This window comes from Lentzea sp. NPDC058450, from assembly GCF_042721395.1.
Lineage (GTDB): Bacteria > Actinomycetota > Actinomycetes > Mycobacteriales > Pseudonocardiaceae > Lentzea.
Window position 1 is genome coordinate 41590 of sequence record NZ_JBHXLO010000002.1, and the last position, 17329, is coordinate 58918.

Consider the following 17329-nt stretch of genomic DNA (forward strand, 5'->3'; position numbering starts at 1 on the left):
AAAGCCCCGCCCCGGGGGGGGGGGGGGGGGGGGGGCTCCCCCCCCCGCGCCCGGTGAGGTTCGTTCAGAGGCGGTAGAAGTTCGCGTAGTGGTCCGGGGAGAAGTAGACCGTGCCGTCGGTGCGGTCGACGATGATCCGGTACGCGTCCCGGGAAGCGTTGCAGGTGCGCGGGTAGACGTCGAACTCCAGGTAGCGGTGGCCGGCCGGGAGCTGGCCCTCGCGGTTCTGGTGCACGCCACCGGCGTAGTTGCACTGGCCGTTCGGCCAGCCCGTCGTCCAGCCGCGCGTGCTCGGGTAACCGCGCTGGCTCCACTTGGTGTTGACGTCGCGGGCGGCGGCGCAGCGCGACTGCGTGCACGAGTTGTAGACGGCGGCGTCCGCGGCGGGCGCGACGACCGTGGTCAAGCCGAACACGGACGCGACGACGGCGAGCGCCGCGAGGAAACGGCGTGGTTGCAGGGATTGCACTTCAGACCTCCATCGGCAGGGAACGAGGTACGTCTGCGATCTTTGCTGTTGATCACCACGAGCTGATGAACGGCAGGGAACCATCCGCGCAACTGTGGCCACTGCACGCTCGCACACTCCGTGACGTCCCGCGCGACTCGAAGCCCTGACGACTCTGAACGCCCGAGTTGATCAACGCCGAACAGCCGATTGCGGACGCTGCCTCCGCCGATAGATTTGTCCAATGGCAGCACGGAAGCACTGGGCGGTGCTGTTGACCTTGCTCGTGGCCGGGTGCACGGCCCCGCAGGACGGCAGGCCCCTCCCCGCACCCCGGATCTCCTCCTCGGCGGACAGCGAACCGTCCACAAAGGTGCGGACCGTTGTGGACGGCCGCACCGTCGAACTCGCCGACGGCACCCGCGCCCGCATCTCGCGCCTCGCCGAACCGTCCTCGTGCGCGGCGGCCGCAGCCACCGACTTCGCCACCAAGACGTTGCAGGACAAGGAAGTCCGGGTGACCAGCATCACGCCGGGCGAGGTCTCGCTGGCGCTGGCCGACGGCACCGACTACGCGCTGCTGGCCGTGCAGTACGGCATCCTGCGCACCTCCGGTGTGGACGGCGGCCCGCTGGTCGAGGCGGAGACCAAGGCAGCCCAGGCGAAACTCGGCCTGTGGGCCCAGGGCGACTGTCCCACCACGACCACACCCCCGTCGTCCGCCGTCCCGCCGCCACCCGCGTCCCCCTGCGTCGTGGTCTACCGGATCACCAGCCACTGGGCCGGCGCCTTCCAGGCCGAGGTGACCATCCGCAACGTCAGCGGCGCGCTGGTGGAGGGCTGGACGGTGCGCTGGCGGTTCGACGGCGGCGAGACCGTGTCGCAGCTGTGGAACGGGACGGTGTCCCAGTCCGGCGCCGAGGTGAGTGTCGCCAACGCGGCCTACAACGCGTTGATCGTCAAGGACGGCTCGGTGACGTTCGGCTTCAACGGCGCCGCGACCGGACCGACCTCGCCGCCTTCCTCGTTCAGCGTGAACGGCGCCGCCTGCGTCACCGGCTAGTGCTGCTGCCACCAGGTGGTGACGATCCTGGCGTACTCGTCGGCGTTCTCCTCCCAGACGAAGTGGCCGGCGTCGACGACGTCGAGCCTGCTGCCGGGCAGTTCGCGGTGCAGGTACTCGGCGTTGGAGACCGGGACGACGGCGTCGCGCTCGCCGTTGATCACCTGCACGGGCGTGGTGATGGTGGGCAGGAGCCCGCTCAGCTCCTTCAGGTCCGCGGGGTAGGCGCGCACGTACGCCATCTGGTCGGCGAACCGCTGGCCTTGGTAGGCGGCCAGGTAGTCCTGCCGCACCACGTCCGGCAGCGCGTAGCCCTCGATGGCGTCCATGGCGACGTTCACGACGTCCTTCGGGCCGAGCGCGCGGTACGGCGCGAGGTCCTCGTCGTGGACCCAGTCGTGCAGCGGGGAGCCGAGATCGGTGGGTGAGGTGGCGCCCCCGCTGCCGATCACGATGCTGCGGAACCTGCCCGGTGCTTTCGCCGCGGCGAACAGGGTCGCGCTGGTGCCGATGTCCGGGCCCACGACGTGGGGCTGGTCGAGGTCGAAGGCGTCGGCGATCTTGAGGAGGAACTCGCCCATCCGGCTGGGGGACAGCAGGTCCTCGCGCAGTTCGGAGTGGCCGAAGCCGGGCAGGTCGACCGCCGTCAGGCTGGCGTGGGCCGAGAGCTTCGCCCAGGTCGCGTCGTAGGCGTAGATGCTCTCGGGCCACGGGCTGAGCAGGAGGGCTGCCGGCTTGGCGTTGGGGCTCACGGCGTAGCGGACGGACAGGCCGTCGATGGTGCGGAACCTCGGGTGGATGTCGCTCATGAGTTCAATATGACCGGTCGTCTTAGTTTGCGTCAAGGGTGTTGAGACGATCGGTCATATTCAGCGGGCGGGCGGTGCCGAGGGCGGATGATCTCAGTGCAGGAGGGTGCCGAAGACGACCGTGAAGAACGCGCCGAACGACGCCCCGTCCTTGGCGGCGCGTTCGCCGACGATGGCGCCCTCCCACGCGTTCAGCACGAACCTCGCCAGCGTGCTCGCGCCCTGAGTGGTCACCAGCGACCCGTCCTCCTGGGCCTCGTGGATGACCGCGCCGATCGCGTCGGCCCAGGCGTCGAACGCGGCTTTGACGCCGGAGCGGATGGCCGGGATGTGGTCGGCGGCCTCGGTGCTGAAGTTGCCGAAGACGCAGCCGCGGTCGTAGCCGACGTCCTCGATGTCGCTCGCGAGCGCCTCGAAGTGGTCGCGCAGCCTGGTGAGGGGCGGGGTGTCCGCCGTGCGGAGCAGGTTCAGGTGCCGGGTCTCGCCGTAGCGGTCCATGATCACGAGAGCGAGGGCTTCCTTGCTCTCGAAGTGGTTGTAGAACGAGCCCTTGGGGACGCCGGCGCTGTCGGTGATCAGCTTGACCCCGCACGCGTTGTAGCCGTGCCGGTGGAACTGCTCGAACGCGGCGTCGACGATCTGCTCTCGCACACTTGCCCTGGGCATACCGCCAATATGAGCGGTCGTCTCGGTGTCGTCAAGTGAACGCCGTCCTTTCCGTTGAATGGAAAGCGCCATCGACTCGGGTGGGGTCGTTTGCCTAGCGTTCGATCACGTGACAGCCAGCCAGCACGAGATCAGCGACGAGATCGCGAAGATCCAGGCCGACTCACCGAGAGGTGCGCCGCTGCTGGACTTCGCGCCGTACCGCAGCACGCTCCTGCGTCACCCCACCAAGGAACCCCGGCACGTGGACCCCGAGGGCGCCGAGCTGCTCGCCCCGGTCTTCGGCCACTCGGACGTGGACGCGGTCGAGTCCGATCTGACGATCCAGCGCGGCGGCGAACCGATCGGCGAACGCATGCGCGTGCACGGCCGCGTCCTCGACGGCGACGGCCGTCCGGTGCGCCGTCAGCTCGTGGAGATCTGGCAGGCCAACGCCGCCGGCCGTTACTCGCACCAGGGCGACCAGCATCCCGCGCCCCTGGACCCGAACTTCACCGGCGTCGGCCGCTGCCTGACCGACGACGACGGCTGGTACTCGTTCACCACCATCAAGCCGGGCCCCTACCCGTGGCGCAACCACCACAACGCCTGGCGTCCCGCGCACGTGCACTTCTCGTTGTTCGGCACGGACTTCACGCAACGGCTGATCACGCAGATGTACTTCCCCGGCGACCAGCTCCTGGCGTTGGACCCGATCGCCCAGTCGATCACCGATCCCGCCGCCCTCCAGCGGCTGATCGCGTCCTACGACCACGCGCAGTCCGAGCACGAGTGGCTGCTCGGCTACCGCTGGGACATCGTGCTGACCGGCAGCCACGCGACCTACCTGGAGCCGTCCGATGACTGACTCGACTCCCGGCCAGACCGTGGGGCCGTTCTTCCACCACGCCCTGGCGTTCCCCGGCGACTCCGAGCTGGTGCCGTTCGGCTCGGCCGGTTCCGTGGTGCTGCACGGGTACGTCCACGACGGCGACGGTGCCGTCGTGCCGGACGCGATGATCGAGATCCGCCAGTCCGACGCGGCCGGTGTCGTGCCGCGCGTCGGCGGGTCGTTGCGGCGCAGGGGTGCCGGGTTCACCGGATGGGGCCGGTCCTGCACGGACGGCGCCGGCCACTACTGGTTCAGCACGGTGGAGCCCGGCCTGCCGTTCTTCGCGGTGACGGTGTTCGCCCGCGGCCTGCTCGACCGGCTGTTCACGCGCATCTACCTGCCGGGGACCGCGGACGCCGTCGACGGCCTGGTCGCCGTGCGGGAGCCGGACGGGCGGCTGCGGTTCGACATCCACCTGCAGGGGCCGTCCGAGACCGTGTTCTTCAAGTTCCCGCGGACGTGACCGTGCTCCCCGGTTCTCATCGTGCCGCCGGCCTCCTCGACGACGCCGCCCTCGTGCGGGCGATGCTCGACGTGGAGGTCGCCTGGGCGTCGGTGCTCGGGTCGTCGCTGGAGCTGGGCGACTGGGCGCCGGTGCTCGACCCGGTGGAGGTCGAGGCGGCGGGCAACCCCGTGCTGCCGCTGGTGAAGGCGTTGCGCGCGCGGGCCTCCGTGACCGTCCACACCGGACTGACGAGCCAGGACGTCCTGGACACGGCCTTCATGCTGCTCGCGCGGGGTGCGGTGGAACGGGTCTCGGCCGATCTCCGGCGGGTGGGCGCCGCGCTCGCCGGGCTGGCGGTCGAGCACCGGGTCAGCGTGATGGCCGGTCGCACGCTGACCCAGTTCGCCGTGCCGATCACGTTCGGGCTGAAGGCCGCGCGCTGGCTGGTCGGCGTGCTCGACTCGCTCGACGAATTGGACACCGTGCGGCGGTCGTTGCCCGTGCAGTGCGGTGGTGCCGCCGGGACGTTGTCGCGCGTGGCCGATCCCGCTGTCGTGCCTGCCTTTGCCGCTTCGCTGGGGCTGGTCTGGCCGGGGATGCCCTGGCACACCTACCGCGCGCCGGTCACGCGCCTCGGCGACGCGGTGGTGCGGGTCTGCGACGCGCTCGGCGTGCTGGCGGCGGACGTGCTGACGCTGGGGCGGCCGGAGATCGGTGAGGTGCGCGAGGGGTTCGTGGCGGGCCGCGGCGGGTCGTCGACCATGCCGCAGAAGCGCAACCCCGTGCTGTCGGTGCTGGTGAACAGCGCGGCTCTGCAGGCTCCCGGGCTCGGCGCGCAGCTGCACCTCTGCGCGGCACGGGCCGTCGACGAACGGCCGGACGGGGCGTGGCACGCGGAGTGGCCCGCGCTGCGGGCGTTGCTGGAGCTGGCGGTGGTGGCGTCGGCGCAGGCCGCCGAACTGGTGGAAGGCCTCGAAGTGCGCGCGGACGTGATGGCGCGCCGGGCCTCCGAGGCCGCCGGGGAGTTGCTGGCGGAACGGGGCGGTGGCACGGATCCGGCGTCCTACCTCGGCCAGGCGGAGACGTTCGTGGACGGTGTTGTGAAGCGGTGGCAGGGGAGTTGGTGAAGTGTCCTACGACGACGGCATGAAGGTCCGGCGTGAGGTCCTGGGGGACGCGCACGTCGATCGGGCCGCACCGGACGCGTTCACGCGCGACTTCCAGGAGTTCATCACGAAGTACGCGTGGGGCGAGGTGTGGACGCGGCCTGGGCTCGACCGCCGGACGCGGAGTGCGATCACGCTGACGGCGTTGATCGCGCGCGGGCACTGGGACGAGCTGAGGCTGCACGTCGCGGCCGCCGTGCGGAACGGGCTGAGTGAGGACGAGATCGCCGAGGTGATCTTGCAGAGTGCGATCTACTGCGGGGTTCCCGCGGCCAACCACGCGTTCTCGGTGGCGCGCCAGGTGTTGCGGGAGGAGCAGTCGTGAAGACGCGCACGCAGGTCGGGATCGTCGGGGCGGGCCCGGCCGGGTTGATGTTGTCGCATCTGTTGTCGCTCAACGGGATCGACAGCGTCGTGGTCGACAACAGAACGCGTTCGGAGATCGAGAACACCGTGCGGGCCGGCATCCTGGAGGCCGACAGCGCACGGCTGCTGGTGGACACCGGGGTGTCGGACCGGGTGCTGCGGGACGGGCATCCGCACGAGGGGATCGACCTGCGGTTCGGCGGCGAGAGCCATCGGATCGACTTCCGCGCGCTGGTGGGCGAGTCGGTGTGGCTGTACCCGCAGACCGACGTGTTCGTCGACCTCGCCGACGCGCGCTCCCGGGACGGCGGCGACGTGCGGTTCGGCGTCAGCGACACGGAGGTCGACCTCGCCGGGCCCGCGATCCGGTTCGTCGACAGCGACGGCGTGCGGCAGGAGGTGTGGTGCGACCTGCTCGTCGGGGCGGACGGGTCGCGGTCGATCTGCCGCGAGCAGGTGCCGGAGGCGCTGCGCACGCACAGCCGCCGCGAGTACCCGTTCGCCTGGTTCGGGATCATCACGCAGGCGCCGCGCAGTGCCGACGAGCTGGTGTACGCGCATTCGCCGCGCGGGTTCGCGTTGATCAGCCAACGCACGGAGACGCACCAGCGCATGTACTTCCAGTGCGACCCCGAGACCGACGCAGCCGGCTGGTCCGACGATCGGATCTGGGAGGAGCTCCAAGCCCGGGTCGCGGGGCCGGACGGGTTCACGCTCAAGGAGGGCCCGATCACCGAACGGACCGTGCTGCGCTTCCGGTCGTTCGTCGCGGAACCCATGCGGTACGGGAACCTGCTGCTCGCCGGGGACGCCGCGCACACCGTGCCGCCGACCGGTGCGAAGGGCCTGAACCTGGCGCTCGCGGACGTGCGCGTGCTCAGCGAGGTGATCGAACGCGCGTTGCTCAAGAACGACCGGGACGCGCTGGACGAGTACGGGCCGCGCGCGCTCGGCCGGGTGTGGAAGGCGCAGCACTTCTCGTATTGGATGACGACGATGCTGCACGCGTTGCCCGAGGCGACGGACTTCGACGTGCGGCGGCAGCTCGGCGAGCTGGGGTCCGTGACGGCGTCGGAGGCGGGCTCGAGGTTCCTCGCGGAGGGCTACACCGGCTGCTGGCCCGCTTGAGCGGGACTGGAGCGCGGTCGATCAGACTGGCCCGATGGACATCGCGGCGCTGCGCCTCGGCAACATCGGGCGGCTCCAGTCGGCGGAGGACGTCGTGCGGTCGCTCGGCGCGATGCAGGGCCAGGACTACGGCCAGTCGCTCTGGGCGATCGGCCTGCGCACCGGCGCGGGCCGGATCGCCGACGTCGAGGAGGCCCTGAGGTCCGGGCGCGTCGTCCGCACGTGGCTGATGCGCGGCACGATCCACTACGTCCTCGCCGAGGACGTGCGGTGGATGCTGGGCCTGTTCGGCGCCCGCGACCTGGCCCGCCTGACGCCCAAGGCGTGGGCGTACCACCACATGACGCCCGAGCTGATGTCGTTGGCGCGCAAGACTTTCACTGAAGCGCTGACTGGCGGCGGCTGCCTGACGCGGCGCGAGATGATCGACCTGATGGCGGGCGTCGGCATCCCGGACGACCGGCAGCAGAGCTACTTCACGTTCATCCACCTCGCCCAGGAGGGGCTCGTCGTGCCGGGCCCGCCGCGCGGCAAGGAGCAGACGTTCGTGCTGCTGGACGAATGGGCGCCACGGCAGCGTTCGCTGGAAGGCGACGAGGCGCTGGCGGTGCTGGCCGGGCGGTTCTTCGGCAGCCACGGCCCGGCGACCCTCGCGGACTTCGCGAACTGGTGCGGCATCGGCGTGCGCGAGGCGTCGCGCGGCCTGGACGCCGTGAAGTCGTCGCTGGTGTGCGAGGTGGTCGACGGCAAGGAGTACTGGCTGCCGCCGGACCTCACGCCGGGCTCCGGAGCGTTCATCCTGCCCGCCTACGACGAGCTGGTGATCGGCTACAAGGACCGTGCCGCCTTCTTCGGCCGCTACGACGAGATCCCGATCTCCACGTACAACGGCATGTTCTACGCGACGATCATCGAGGACGGCCAGATCGCCGGCCTGTGGCGCCGCGTCCTGAAGAAGACCTCGGTGGACGTGGAACTGCGGCCGTTGCCCGGCTTCGACGTCGACCGCCTCGCCGCGCACGTGGAGCGCTTCGGCGACTTCCTCGGCCTGCCGGTGCGCACCGTCGTGAAGGACGCACCGGAGTCGGGCTCGTCGAAGGTCAGCTGGCGCTCCCGGAAATGATCTCGACCTCCCCGCCCTCGTAGCCGGGCGGCACGACCGCGAGTGCGTCGGCCAGCGCCGCGCCCCACAACGATCCCGGCCGGTCGTGGCCCACGGGCGTCACCCCGCCGCCGGTTCTGGCGACCGGGATCAGGCGGGTGTCGTGGGGGTGAGCGCTCGGGTTGTCGAGGCGAGCGGTGATCTCCGGTTTTGGGGCGTGCCCGCCGAGCGTGTCGAGCAACGGGTGCAGCAACGTCAGCACGGCGGCGTAGGCGGCGAACGGGTTGCCGGGCAGCCCGACGACGCACCGGCCGTCGGGGAGGGCGGCGAGCAGCATCGGGTGGCCGGGGCGGCAGGCGACGCCGCTGACGAGGATCTCCGCTTTCAGGTCTGCCAGCACGCCGCGCAGGTGGTCTGCCGGGCCCTTCGAGGTGGCGCCGCAGGTGACCAGGACGTCGGCGTTGTCGCAGGTGAGGGCGTCTGTGAGTGCGGACGGGTCGTCGCGCAGGTAGGTGGTGCCGAGGAGGTCGGCGCGGGGGAGCAGGCCGGGGAGCATTGGCCCGATGGCGTCGCGGACCCGGCCCGGGGTGGGCGGGCCGGACTGGAGGAGCTCGTCGCCGGTGACGATCACGGCGATCCTCGGGCGGCGGTGGGCGAGGACGGTGTCGTGGCCGGCGGCTGCGGCGAGGCCCAGGACGGCGGGGGTGATGAGGGACCCGGCGGGGATGAGCTCGTCGCCCGCCGACCAGTCCTCGCCACGGCGGCGGATGTGCTTGCCGAGAGGGGGTGGGGCAGCCGAGTGCGGCGGGAGGTGGCCGGCGGTCGGTGAGTGGGCGTGGGGCGGTGCGTGGGTGGCGTTGGGTGCGTGGTGCAGGATTGCGTCAGCGATGGAGCAGTGCTCTACCGGGATCACCGATTCCGTGCCCGCCGGGACCGGAGCCCCCGTGGCCACGCCGAACGCCTCGCCGGGTCGCAAGCAGTCCTGCGAGGCCGCCTCCCCAGACCGCGAGAAGTCCTGCGACGCCTCGCCAGGCCGTCGAAACACCGGGGGCACCGGCTCTCCTGCCGCCACCCGCCCCACCACCGTCCACGGCCCACGACCCGCCACGGCGTACCCGTCCATCGCCGAGGTGTCACAGGTCGGTTGACTGGCCAGCGCCCGCACCGCCGACGCCAGGGCCAGGCCGAGGGCGTCGGGCAGGGGGAGTTCGGTCGCGTCCAGCGGCTTGGCCGCGGCGCGGGCCGTCTGGCGGGCGAGCGTCCAGGGCATGTTCATCAGGGCTCCCGTGGTATAGCCTACCGGATACTGTATGCAATCCTCGGGACGGGGTGAAGGGCATGCCAGTCGCGACTTATGTCCGTGATCACGTCGGCAGGCTCTACCGGGTGGGGGAGACCGACGTCGAGGTGTCGGGGCGCTCTCGCCGCACCGTGCTGTGGGCCGCGTGGGCGGCCATGCTCGCGGCCGGTGTCGGGCAGTACGGCTTCGGGGCTCTGATCCCGCAGCTGCAGGACCGGTGGAGCGTGCCGGAGTTGTTCTGGGCCTTGGCCCTGTGGACGTTGTGCCAGGCGGGCACGGCGTTCCCGGTGGCGTGGCTCAGGGAGCAGAAGCGCCTCACGTCCAGTGGCGCCATGTGGATCGGCGCGGTGCTGTGCGGCGCGGGCCTCATCACGCTGGGGCAGAACCAGTTGATCGGGTACTCGATCCTCGGCGGCGTGGGGGCCGGGCTGGTCTACGCGACCTGCCTGAGCACCGTCGTGAGGTGGTATCCGGAGACGGTGACGCGGAAGGTCGCGTTCGTCAGCGGCGCGTTCGCGTACGGGTCGGTGCCGTTCGTGCTGGCGGCCGGGGCCTACTTCGGCGGCGGGTTCCTCACCCAGGCCGGCATCGTGATCGCTCTCGTCACCGCGGTCGCCGGTGCGGTGATGAAGGATCCGCCCGAGCACTGGTGGCCGCCGCACATCGCCCCGCGCGAGTGGGCGCTGGACCGGGCGCGGGTGCCGAACCGCAGTGCGCTCAAGGAGTTCCGGACGCACGAGGCCATGCGGTGCGGCACGTTCTGGTGGCTGTACGGCGGGGTGGCGTTCGCCGCGGCCGTGTCGCTGTACGACCTGGTGTACCTGCCGTTGTTCGTGGGGGACCAGACGCTGGGCGTGGTCGCGCTGGCGACGCTCGCCGCCGCCACGGGGACGGGACGCGTGCTGGTCGGGTGGATCTCCGAACGGATCGGGCGGCGCAAGGCGCTGGTCTGGACGCTGGCGACGGGCGGGCTGGCGCAGTTCGTGCTGCTGTGCTCGCAGAACGTCGCGGGGCTGATCATCGGCGCCACGCTGGCGGGCCTCGGCACCGGGTGCTGCTACTCGTTGCTGGTCGGGGTGAGCCGGGAGTACTTCGGCGAGACCAACGGCGCGCAGAACTTCGGCGTGCTCTACACGGCCAAGGCCGCGGGCGCGTTGATCGCGGCGATCGTGCTCGCCTCGCAGGGGCCGACGTTCGCGTTCATCGCCGCCGGCGTGCTGGGGCTCGCGGGCGCCGTGCTGAGCAAACACCTGTCGCAGCCGGGAAGGCCGCGGCTGTGAGCCGGGTGCCGCGGCTCGCCAGGGGCTGGCACCAGACGCCCGCCGACGGGTGCTGCCTGATGGAGCTGACGTCGGTGCTCGCGGGCGAGGTGTGGTCGGACCGGCCCGCCTGCGTGCACCCGGTGCTGGCGTGCGTGGCGCGATGCGTGAACGACCAGTCCACTGAGGAGGGACGGCGCAAGCTCCTTCCGTTCGCCACCAAGGTGATCGGCACGCGCAGGGCGCCGGCCGAACGACTGGTCGCGCACTGCACGAGGATGGCCGGGATCGTCGCCCCGAAGTGGTGGCCGCGCAACTGGGTGGTGGCCAAGGCGGTCAGGGCGATGTCCGGGGACGAGGTGTTGCGGCGCCTGCTCGACGAGTGCGTCGCGATCTGCAGGGAGGTGAGCCATGGGACGGGTGACGAGCAGGCGGCGCGTGGTGCGGCTGGTGGACGACGCGGCCACCGCGCGACCGGACACGCTGGCGGTCGAGGAACCGCTGGAGATCCGCGTGCGGGGCAAGTCCCTCGCCGTGACCATGCGCACGCCGGGTGACGACTTCGACCTGGCGGCGGGCTTCCTGGTCAGCGAGGGCGTGGTGCGGGCGCCGTCCGACATCGCGGCGATCCGCTACTGCGCTGGCGCCACGGCAGACGGAAGCAACACCTACAACGTCCTCGACGTCGGTCTGGGCGAAGGCGTCGCACCGCCGGACCCGAGCATCGAACGCAACTTCTACACCACCTCGTCGTGCGGCCTGTGCGGCAAGGCGAGCCTCGACGCGGTGCGCACCACGGCGTCCTGGCAGGTGGCGAACGACCCGATCCGCCTCGACCCGAAGACGATCACCGAGTTCCCGACGAAACTCCGTGCCGCGCAACGGGTCTTCGACCGCACCGGCGGCCTGCACGCGGCCGGCCTCTTCGACGAGCACGGCAACCTGCTGTGCCTGCGGGAGGACGTCGGCCGGCACAACGCCGTCGACAAGGTCGTCGGCTGGGCCACCCGCAACGGCCGCCTGCCGCTGACCGGCACTGTGCTGATGGTCAGCGGCAGGGCGTCGTTCGAGTTGGTCCAGAAGGCCGTCATGGCCGGGATCCCGGTGCTCACCGCGGTGTCCGCGCCGTCGTCACTGGCCGCCGACCTCGCCGAGGAGATGGGCCTGACGCTGGTCGGGTTCCTGCGCGGCACCTCGATGAACGTCTACACCGGCGGCCACCGGCTGGGAGTCGCGGCCGGCGCCCGCTAGTGGATGACCAGGCCGCCGACCGGGACCGCAGCGACATGCCCGGTCGGCGGCCTCCCCGCGGCCAGCGCCAGACCGACGTCGACCAAAGCCACCCGGCGCAACGAGGGCACGTCCGCGAGCGGTGTCCACACAGGATCGGCGGTCGACCCGTTCGGCTCCGGCCGCGGTTCCCCGGTGACGCGCACCTCGTAGAAGACACCGATGTTCTGGTGCACGCCCTTCTCCGGCATGTGCCGCTCCGCCGCGGGGATGACCCGTGAGTCGACGCCGAGCAGCCGTTCGACCACGCCCGCACACCCCGTCTCCTCCAGCACCTCCCGCACGACCGCGTCGACCGGGTCCTCGGCGTGCTCCACGGCGCCGCCGGGCAACGACCAGTGGCCGTCGTCGAACGCTGAGGTACAACGGACGAGCAGCACGCGGTCGTTCTGGATGCTCACCGCGTAGGCGGCCAGCCGGAAGGTCGTCATGCGCGCACGTTAGCCCGGAAGGGGTCCTCCGCGAGGATGATGCCGCGCGGCGGACGCGATCTTGATACCGGCGATCTACCGTTCTGCCCATGTTGACTGTCAGGGGGATCAGCCGGAGCTTCGGCGATCACAAGGTGCTGGACGAGGTGAGCTTCGACGTCCGGCCGGGCCGGATGACGGGCTTCCTGGGCGCCAACGGGTCGGGCAAGACGACCACGATGCGCATCGTGCTGGGGGTGCTCGCCGCGCACGGGGGATCGGTGAGCTGGAACGGCCAGGAGCTCTCGCCGCAGAGCAGGCCCGACTTCGGTTACATGCCGGAGGAACGCGGCCTCTACCCGAAGATGAAGGTGCGCGACCAGATCAGCTGGCTCGCACGGTTGCACGGCATCGACCGCGACACCGCGCAGCGCAACACCGACGCGCTCCTGGAGGACCTGGAGCTGACCGGCCGCGCGAACGACCGGCTGGAGGAGTTGTCGCTCGGCAACCAGCAGCGCGTGCAGATCGCGGCCGCGCTGGTGCACGACCCGGCCGTGCTGATCCTCGACGAGCCGTTCTCCGGCCTCGACCCGATCGCCGTCGAGACCGTGCTGGACGTGCTGCGCAAGCGCGCCGCCGCCGGTGTCCCGGTGCTGTTCTCCAGTCACCAGCTGGCGATCGTGGAACGTCTCTGCGACGACGTCGTGATCATCTCAAAGGGACGGATCGTCGCCAACGGGTCGCGTGAGGACCTGCGCGCCCGGCACGCGGGCAGCCGCTACGAGATCGTCGTGCAGGAGGACGCGGGCTGGGTGCGGGACGTGCCCGGTGCGCGGATCCTCGAGCTCGACGGGCCGCGCGCGGTCTTCGAGGCGGAACCCCAGCAGGTGCTGCGGGCAGCGCTCGACCGCGGCGAGGTGCGTTCGTTCACGCCGGTGGTGCCCACGCTCGACGAGATCTTCAGGGAAGTGATCTGACATGGCACGCGCCTCGTTCAGCCAGGCGACGTGGCTCGTCGCCGAACGCGAGATGAAGACCCTGGTCACCACCAAGGGTTTCTGGATCGGCTTCGCCTTCACCGTCGTCGGATTGTTCGCGCTCACCGTGCTGCCGACGGTGTTCGGCGGGGACGACCCGAAGGTCGCCGTCGTCGGCTCCGCCTCGCAGGCGGTGCAGGGCAAGGCACTCGAGGTCCAGGAGGTCGCCACCGTCCAGGAAGCGTCCGACCTGGTCAGGTCCGACGACGTCGAGGCGGCGATCGTGCCGGACGGCGCCGGGATCAAGGTCCTCGCGCTCAACGACCCGCCGAACAGCGTGATCCGCGAGCTCGTCGAGGCACCACCGGTCGAGTTGCTCGACCCGTCGGCGGTGACCTCTGGCCAGCGGTCCGTCACGGTGATCGTGTTCGGGCTGGTGTTCCTCATGTTCGGCATGGGCGGCGCGGCGATCGCGCAGAGCACCGTCACCGAGAAGCAGACGCGGATCGTGGAGATCCTCGTGTCGACGGTGCCGGTGCGGGCGCTGCTCGCCGGCAAGATCCTCGGGCACACGATCCTGACGCTCGGCCAGGTGGTCGTGCTGGCGCTCGCGGCACCGATAGCACTGCGCGTCGCCGATCTCGGCACCCTGCTGGGGGTGGTGGCGCCCGCGCTCGGCTGGTTCATCCCGTTCCTCATGTTCGGGTTCGTGCTGATCTCGTCGATGTGGGCGGTCGCGGGCGCGCTGGTCAGCCGCCAGGAGGACCTCGGTTCGACGATGGGCCTGGTGATGATCGCGGTGATGGGCCCGTACTTCGGCGTGCAGTTCTTCTACGAGAACCCGGCCGTGCTCAAGGTGATGTCGTTCGTGCCGTTCACGGCCGGGGTCGCCATGCCGGTGCGGTTGTTCGCCGAGCAGGCGGCGGCGTGGGAGGCGCTGCTCTCGCTCGCCATCCTCGCGGTGACCGTGGTGGTCATGCTGCTGGTCGCGTCCCGCCTGTACACCGGCTCGCTGCTGCAGACCGGCGCACGGGTGAAGCTGTCGAAGGCGTGGGCACCGGCAGAATAGGGCGCATGATCGCTGACCCGATTCGCCTCGCCGTCGTCGGCCTGGGAGCCATGGGCACCCGGATGCTGACGGCGGCGCAGGCACATCCCGAGTACACCGTGGTCGCGGGCGTCGACGTCGCACCCAGGACGCTCGACGTGCCGGTCGTCACGAACCTCGACGACGTGCTGTCCGAAGTGGACGCCGTGTACGTCTCGACGCCGCCCGCCTCGCACGCCGATTTGGTGCTGAAGGCCTTCGCGGCGGGCAAGGCGGTGTTCTGCGAGAAGCCGCTGGCCGTGGACCTGGACGAGGCCCGCGCGATGGCGGAGGCCGCTGCCGGACGGCCGAACGCGGTGAACTTCGCGCTGTCGGACATGGTCGCGACGGTCGAGATCGAACGCCGGCTGGCCTCGCTGGGCACGCTGCGGGGAGTCGAGATCCGGTTGCAGTTCCCGGTGTGGCCGCGGGCGTTCCAGGCGGACGCGACCTGGCTGTCGCGCTCCGAGCAGGGCGGGTTCGTGCGCGAGGTGCTGTCGCACTTCGTCTACCTGACCGACCGGATGCTCGGCCCGCTCACCGTCGAGTCGGTCTCGTCGGACTTCCCGGCTCCTGGAGAGGCCGAGGTCGCCGCGCGCGGAGTGCTGCGCGGCAGCGGCGTGCCGGTGCACGTGTCGGCGTTCTCCGGGCTCGCCGGGCCCGAGATCTACGAGTGGACCGCGTGGGGCACCGAACGGTCGTTGCGCCTCGACCAGTGGGCGTTGCTGTCCACTTCGGACGGCGGCGCGTGGGAGCCGGTGCCGCTGGAGCAGACCGGGTCCGACTACGCGCGGCTCACCCTGTTCGCCCAGGCGATGAAGGGCGAGCACCCGCGTGACCTCGCGGACTTCGCCAGTGGCCTGCGGGTGGCCGAGGTGATCGAGGCGTTCCTGCGCTAATTCGCTTGCGCGCGTTCGGCAGGATCGGGCCAATGGGGATCTTGTTCGTCACGCTCGCAGGTCATGGCCACGTCACGCCGACCCTCGCGGTCGTCGCGGAGTTGGTGGGACGCGGTGCCGAGGTCGACTACGCGACCGGCGCCGAGCACGCCGAGGCGGTGACCGGAGCGGGCGCGCGGTGGGTGGAACTCCCCGCGCTGCCCGCCTTCCGGCCCGTCACGGCCAATCCGATCGACGAGTGGTTTCCGCACTACTTCCGCGCGATGGCCGCGACCTACCCGGTCCTGCTCGACCACTGCACGGCCACGAAACCCGACCTCATCGTTTACGACTCCACGAACTGGCCTGGGCGGCTGATCGCGCATGCGCTCGGTATACAGGCTGTACGCACGGTGCCACACACTGCATCCAACGCGCATTACCGCCTCATGGACCCTGCCGTGGCGCAATATATTGCCGACGACCTCGACCGTTTCGTGGCTGAGCACGGCGTCGACCTCGACATCCCGAGCACGATCGAGGCGTCCGAGGCGTGCAGCATCGTGTTCGTGCCACGCGCGTTCCAGCCGCACCAGGAGACGTTCGACGACTCGTTCCACTTCGTCGGGCCCGTGCTGGGGGACCGGGCGGACGAGGAGTGGCGGCCTCGGCGTGCGGACCTGCCGCTGGTGTTCGTGTCGCTCGGCTCGGTGCTGAGCGACGACGGCTTCTACCGGGCGTGCCTCGACCAGTTCGGCGACGGCGCCTGGCAGGTGGCGATGACCGCACAGGGCGTCGAGGGGACCGAGCACGCCGACGTGCGGCCGTGGTTCCCGCAGCCCGCTGTCCTGAAGCACGCGCGGGCGTTCATCAGCCACGGCGGCATGAACTCGACGATGGAGGCGCTGCACGCGGGTGTGCCGCTGGTCGTCGTGCCGCAGACGCCGGAACAGGCCGCGAACGCCGACCGCGTGGTCGAGCTCGGCCTGGGTGAACGGGTCGACGACCACGCTGACCTGCGCGCGGCCGTTGACCGGGTGGCTTCCGACGGCACGATCCGGCAGAACGTCGACCGGATGCGTGCCGCGATCCACGACAGCGGCGGCGCTCAGCGGGCCGCCGACGTCGTGCTCAGCCGAGCACCTCGCGGAGTTTGACCGCGAACTCCTCCGGCTTGCCCGCGTAGCCGGCGAACTCTCCGCCGATGAACCCGCCGTGGTGGCTGGGGAACACGACGGCCTCCTGGCCGAGCAGCCGTGCCGTGTGGACGGCCGTGCGCGCGGTGAACGCGTCGCCGGTCTCCTCACCGACGGCGATCACGACCCGCGTGGGCGAGGCGGCCAGGTCCTGCACGCGCGGGTGGTAGTCGGTGATGGCGAGCGAGGCGGTCCCGAGCAACGGGTCGTCGCGCTTGCCGTCGTCGTCCGAGGACATGCCGAACTGCGCGGGATCGGGCAGCGGCAACGCGAAGTACTCGTCGGTGAACTCGCCCTGGTACGAGCTCATCTGGATGAACGCCGCCATGCCCGCGCCCTGGCCGTTCGCCTGGTAGGCGTCCATGAAGCCGTCCCGGGCCTTGCGCGCGGCGGCCGCGTCGGGCAGCACGTCGATGATCGGCGGTTCGTGCGCGACGAGCGTGACGACGTCGTTCGGGTACGCCGCGACGAGTTCGAGCGCGGTGACCGCGCCGCCGCTGGACGCGAACAGGTCGACCGGACCGCCCACGGCCTCGATCACCGCGTGCACGTCGCCCGCCTGGATCTGGGGCGTGTTGTCGGTGAGACCGTCCGAACGGGTGCTCCGGCCGAGGCCGCGCGGGTCGTAGGTGATGACCGTGCGGTCGGGGAACTGGGCGCGCAACGCGGTGAAGCCGCTGGCGTCCATCGGCTGGCCGATCAGCATCAGCGGACGGCCACCGGAGCCGCTCACGTCGTACGTGATGACCGCGCCGTCTGTCTCAAGAGTGCGGGTTTCCATGTGATTCTCCCCAGCGGAGTCGGGTGTGAGCAGCCTAGTCACAGACGTGAACCGCGCTGGGCTGACAAGCCGATCGACCTGCAT

Annotated in this window: 20 protein-coding genes; 14 read left to right on the forward strand and 6 right to left on the reverse strand. The window is 70.9% G+C overall.

The features are described 5' to 3' along the window. Positions 1-64: 64 nt before the first annotated feature. A complete protein-coding gene (locus ACFWNN_RS04455; RefSeq protein ID WP_382438446.1) occupies positions 65-469 on the reverse strand; it encodes a ribonuclease domain-containing protein in 405 nt (134 codons plus the stop codon). A 223-nt stretch (positions 470-692) separates the two neighbouring features. On the opposite strand from ACFWNN_RS04455, the gene ACFWNN_RS04460 reads away from it, so the two are divergent. After that, positions 693-1511 carry a cellulose binding domain-containing protein gene (locus tag ACFWNN_RS04460; RefSeq protein WP_382438447.1) on the forward strand — a complete coding sequence of 273 codons (819 nt, stop codon included), beginning with the start codon at positions 693-695 and terminating at the stop codon, positions 1509-1511. Here the strand turns inward: ACFWNN_RS04460 and ACFWNN_RS04465 are convergent. Both ACFWNN_RS04465 and ACFWNN_RS04470 read right to left on the reverse strand, forming a co-directional pair. Then, positions 1508-2320 carry an alpha/beta fold hydrolase gene (locus ACFWNN_RS04465; RefSeq protein WP_382438448.1) on the reverse strand — a complete coding sequence of 271 codons (813 nt, stop codon included), beginning with the start codon at positions 2318-2320 and terminating at the stop codon, positions 1508-1510. The genes ACFWNN_RS04460 and ACFWNN_RS04465 overlap by 4 nt on opposite strands. A gap of 93 nt (positions 2321-2413) precedes the next feature. Further along, on the reverse strand, positions 2414-2986 hold the full coding sequence (locus ACFWNN_RS04470; protein WP_382438449.1) for a TetR/AcrR family transcriptional regulator: 573 nt from the start codon (positions 2984-2986) through the stop codon (positions 2414-2416). 109 nt (positions 2987-3095) lie between these two features. Between ACFWNN_RS04470 and pcaH the strand changes: the two genes are divergently transcribed. Genes pcaH through ACFWNN_RS04500 form a run of 6 tightly spaced genes read left to right on the forward strand, consistent with a single transcriptional unit; the run spans position 3096 to position 8085 of the window. Continuing rightward, entirely contained in the window at positions 3096-3833 is a 738-nt protein-coding gene (gene pcaH / locus ACFWNN_RS04475) for a protocatechuate 3,4-dioxygenase subunit beta (RefSeq protein WP_382438450.1), read from the forward strand. Then, on the forward strand, positions 3826-4320 hold the full coding sequence (locus ACFWNN_RS04480) for a protocatechuate 3,4-dioxygenase subunit alpha (RefSeq protein WP_382438451.1): 495 nt from the start codon (positions 3826-3828) through the stop codon (positions 4318-4320). The genes pcaH and ACFWNN_RS04480 overlap by 8 nt, the downstream gene beginning before the upstream one ends. Beyond that, positions 4317-5429, forward strand: coding sequence for a lyase family protein (locus ACFWNN_RS04485; protein ID WP_382438452.1), 1113 nt, complete (start codon positions 4317-4319; stop codon positions 5427-5429). The genes ACFWNN_RS04480 and ACFWNN_RS04485 overlap by 4 nt, the downstream gene beginning before the upstream one ends. A gap of 1 nt (position 5430) precedes the next feature. Then, positions 5431-5793, forward strand: a complete 363-nt coding sequence (gene pcaC / locus ACFWNN_RS04490) for a 4-carboxymuconolactone decarboxylase (RefSeq protein ID WP_382438453.1) — start codon at positions 5431-5433, stop codon at positions 5791-5793. Further along, positions 5790-6962, forward strand: a complete 1173-nt coding sequence (locus ACFWNN_RS04495) for a 4-hydroxybenzoate 3-monooxygenase (protein ID WP_382438454.1) — start codon at positions 5790-5792, stop codon at positions 6960-6962. The genes pcaC and ACFWNN_RS04495 overlap by 4 nt, the downstream gene beginning before the upstream one ends. 34 nt (positions 6963-6996) lie before the next feature. Continuing rightward, entirely contained in the window at positions 6997-8085 is a 1089-nt protein-coding gene (locus ACFWNN_RS04500; RefSeq protein WP_382438455.1) for a winged helix DNA-binding domain-containing protein, read from the forward strand. On the opposite strand, the gene ACFWNN_RS04505 is transcribed toward ACFWNN_RS04500, so the two are convergent. After that, a complete protein-coding gene (locus ACFWNN_RS04505) occupies positions 8063-9340 on the reverse strand; it encodes a molybdopterin molybdotransferase MoeA (RefSeq protein WP_382438456.1) in 1278 nt (425 codons plus the stop codon). The two genes, ACFWNN_RS04500 and ACFWNN_RS04505, sit on opposite strands and share 23 nt — an antisense overlap. Positions 9341-9402: 62 nt before the next feature. On the opposite strand from ACFWNN_RS04505, the gene ACFWNN_RS04510 reads away from it, so the two are divergent. From ACFWNN_RS04510 to fdhD, 3 genes are read left to right on the forward strand one after another with little or no spacing between them, the layout of a single operon-like run. Continuing rightward, entirely contained in the window at positions 9403-10644 is a 1242-nt protein-coding gene (locus ACFWNN_RS04510; protein WP_382438457.1) for an MFS transporter, read from the forward strand. Then, a complete protein-coding gene (locus ACFWNN_RS04515; protein ID WP_382438458.1) occupies positions 10641-11180 on the forward strand; it encodes a hypothetical protein in 540 nt (179 codons plus the stop codon). Before ACFWNN_RS04510 ends, ACFWNN_RS04515 begins: the two co-directional genes overlap by 4 nt. Then, complete coding sequence (gene fdhD / locus ACFWNN_RS04520) at positions 11074-11874, forward strand: formate dehydrogenase accessory sulfurtransferase FdhD (protein ID WP_382438790.1); 801 nt, start codon at positions 11074-11076, stop codon at positions 11872-11874. The genes ACFWNN_RS04515 and fdhD overlap by 107 nt, the downstream gene beginning before the upstream one ends. On the opposite strand, the gene ACFWNN_RS04525 is transcribed toward fdhD, so the two are convergent. After that, positions 11871-12344: an NUDIX hydrolase gene (locus ACFWNN_RS04525; RefSeq protein ID WP_382438459.1), complete on the reverse strand. Its 474-nt coding sequence runs from the start codon at positions 12342-12344 to the stop codon at positions 11871-11873. The two genes, fdhD and ACFWNN_RS04525, sit on opposite strands and share 4 nt — an antisense overlap. A gap of 89 nt (positions 12345-12433) precedes the next feature. On the opposite strand from ACFWNN_RS04525, the gene ACFWNN_RS04530 reads away from it, so the two are divergent. Genes ACFWNN_RS04530 through ACFWNN_RS04545 form a run of 4 tightly spaced genes read left to right on the forward strand, consistent with a single transcriptional unit; the run spans position 12434 to position 16425 of the window. Then, complete coding sequence (locus tag ACFWNN_RS04530; RefSeq protein ID WP_382438460.1) at positions 12434-13303, forward strand: ABC transporter ATP-binding protein; 870 nt, start codon at positions 12434-12436, stop codon at positions 13301-13303. Between the two features lies 1 nt (position 13304). After that, on the forward strand, positions 13305-14372 hold the full coding sequence (locus tag ACFWNN_RS04535; protein ID WP_382438461.1) for an ABC transporter permease: 1068 nt from the start codon (positions 13305-13307) through the stop codon (positions 14370-14372). 5 nt (positions 14373-14377) lie between these two features. After that, entirely contained in the window at positions 14378-15289 is a 912-nt protein-coding gene (locus ACFWNN_RS04540) for a Gfo/Idh/MocA family protein (protein WP_382438462.1), read from the forward strand. Between the two features lie 32 nt (positions 15290-15321). Then, complete coding sequence (locus ACFWNN_RS04545) at positions 15322-16425, forward strand: macrolide family glycosyltransferase (RefSeq protein ID WP_382438463.1); 1104 nt, start codon at positions 15322-15324, stop codon at positions 16423-16425. Here the strand turns inward: ACFWNN_RS04545 and ACFWNN_RS04550 are convergent. Further along, positions 16400-17245 (reverse strand): alpha/beta hydrolase, encoded by an 846-nt coding sequence (locus ACFWNN_RS04550; protein WP_382438464.1) that lies wholly within the window; start codon positions 17243-17245, stop codon positions 16400-16402. The genes ACFWNN_RS04545 and ACFWNN_RS04550 overlap by 26 nt on opposite strands. Between the last annotated feature and the right edge of the window lie 84 nt (positions 17246-17329).

Bases quoted from the DNA above. Each gene is read 5' to 3' on its own strand.
- ACFWNN_RS04460 (WP_382438447.1), top strand. From the start codon at position 693: ATGGCAGCACGGAAGCACTGGGCGGTGCTGTTGACCTTGCTCGTGGCC.
- ACFWNN_RS04465 (WP_382438448.1), bottom strand. From the start codon at position 2,320: ATGAGCGACATCCACCCGAGGTTCCGCACCATCGACGGCCTGTCCGTC.
- ACFWNN_RS04470 (WP_382438449.1), bottom strand. From the start codon at position 2,986: ATGCCCAGGGCAAGTGTGCGAGAGCAGATCGTCGACGCCGCGTTCGAG.
- ACFWNN_RS04480 (WP_382438451.1), top strand. From the start codon at position 3,826: ATGACTGACTCGACTCCCGGCCAGACCGTGGGGCCGTTCTTCCACCAC.
- ACFWNN_RS04500 (WP_382438455.1), top strand. From the start codon at position 6,997: ATGGACATCGCGGCGCTGCGCCTCGGCAACATCGGGCGGCTCCAGTCG.
- ACFWNN_RS04505 (WP_382438456.1), bottom strand. From the start codon at position 9,340: ATGAACATGCCCTGGACGCTCGCCCGCCAGACGGCCCGCGCCGCGGCC.
- ACFWNN_RS04510 (WP_382438457.1), top strand. From the start codon at position 9,403: ATGCCAGTCGCGACTTATGTCCGTGATCACGTCGGCAGGCTCTACCGG.
- ACFWNN_RS04525 (WP_382438459.1), bottom strand. From the start codon at position 12,344: ATGACGACCTTCCGGCTGGCCGCCTACGCGGTGAGCATCCAGAACGAC.
- ACFWNN_RS04530 (WP_382438460.1), top strand. From the start codon at position 12,434: ATGTTGACTGTCAGGGGGATCAGCCGGAGCTTCGGCGATCACAAGGTG.
- ACFWNN_RS04535 (WP_382438461.1), top strand. From the start codon at position 13,305: ATGGCACGCGCCTCGTTCAGCCAGGCGACGTGGCTCGTCGCCGAACGC.
- ACFWNN_RS04540 (WP_382438462.1), top strand. From the start codon at position 14,378: ATGATCGCTGACCCGATTCGCCTCGCCGTCGTCGGCCTGGGAGCCATG.
- ACFWNN_RS04545 (WP_382438463.1), top strand. From the start codon at position 15,322: ATGGGGATCTTGTTCGTCACGCTCGCAGGTCATGGCCACGTCACGCCG.
- ACFWNN_RS04550 (WP_382438464.1), bottom strand. From the start codon at position 17,245: ATGGAAACCCGCACTCTTGAGACAGACGGCGCGGTCATCACGTACGAC.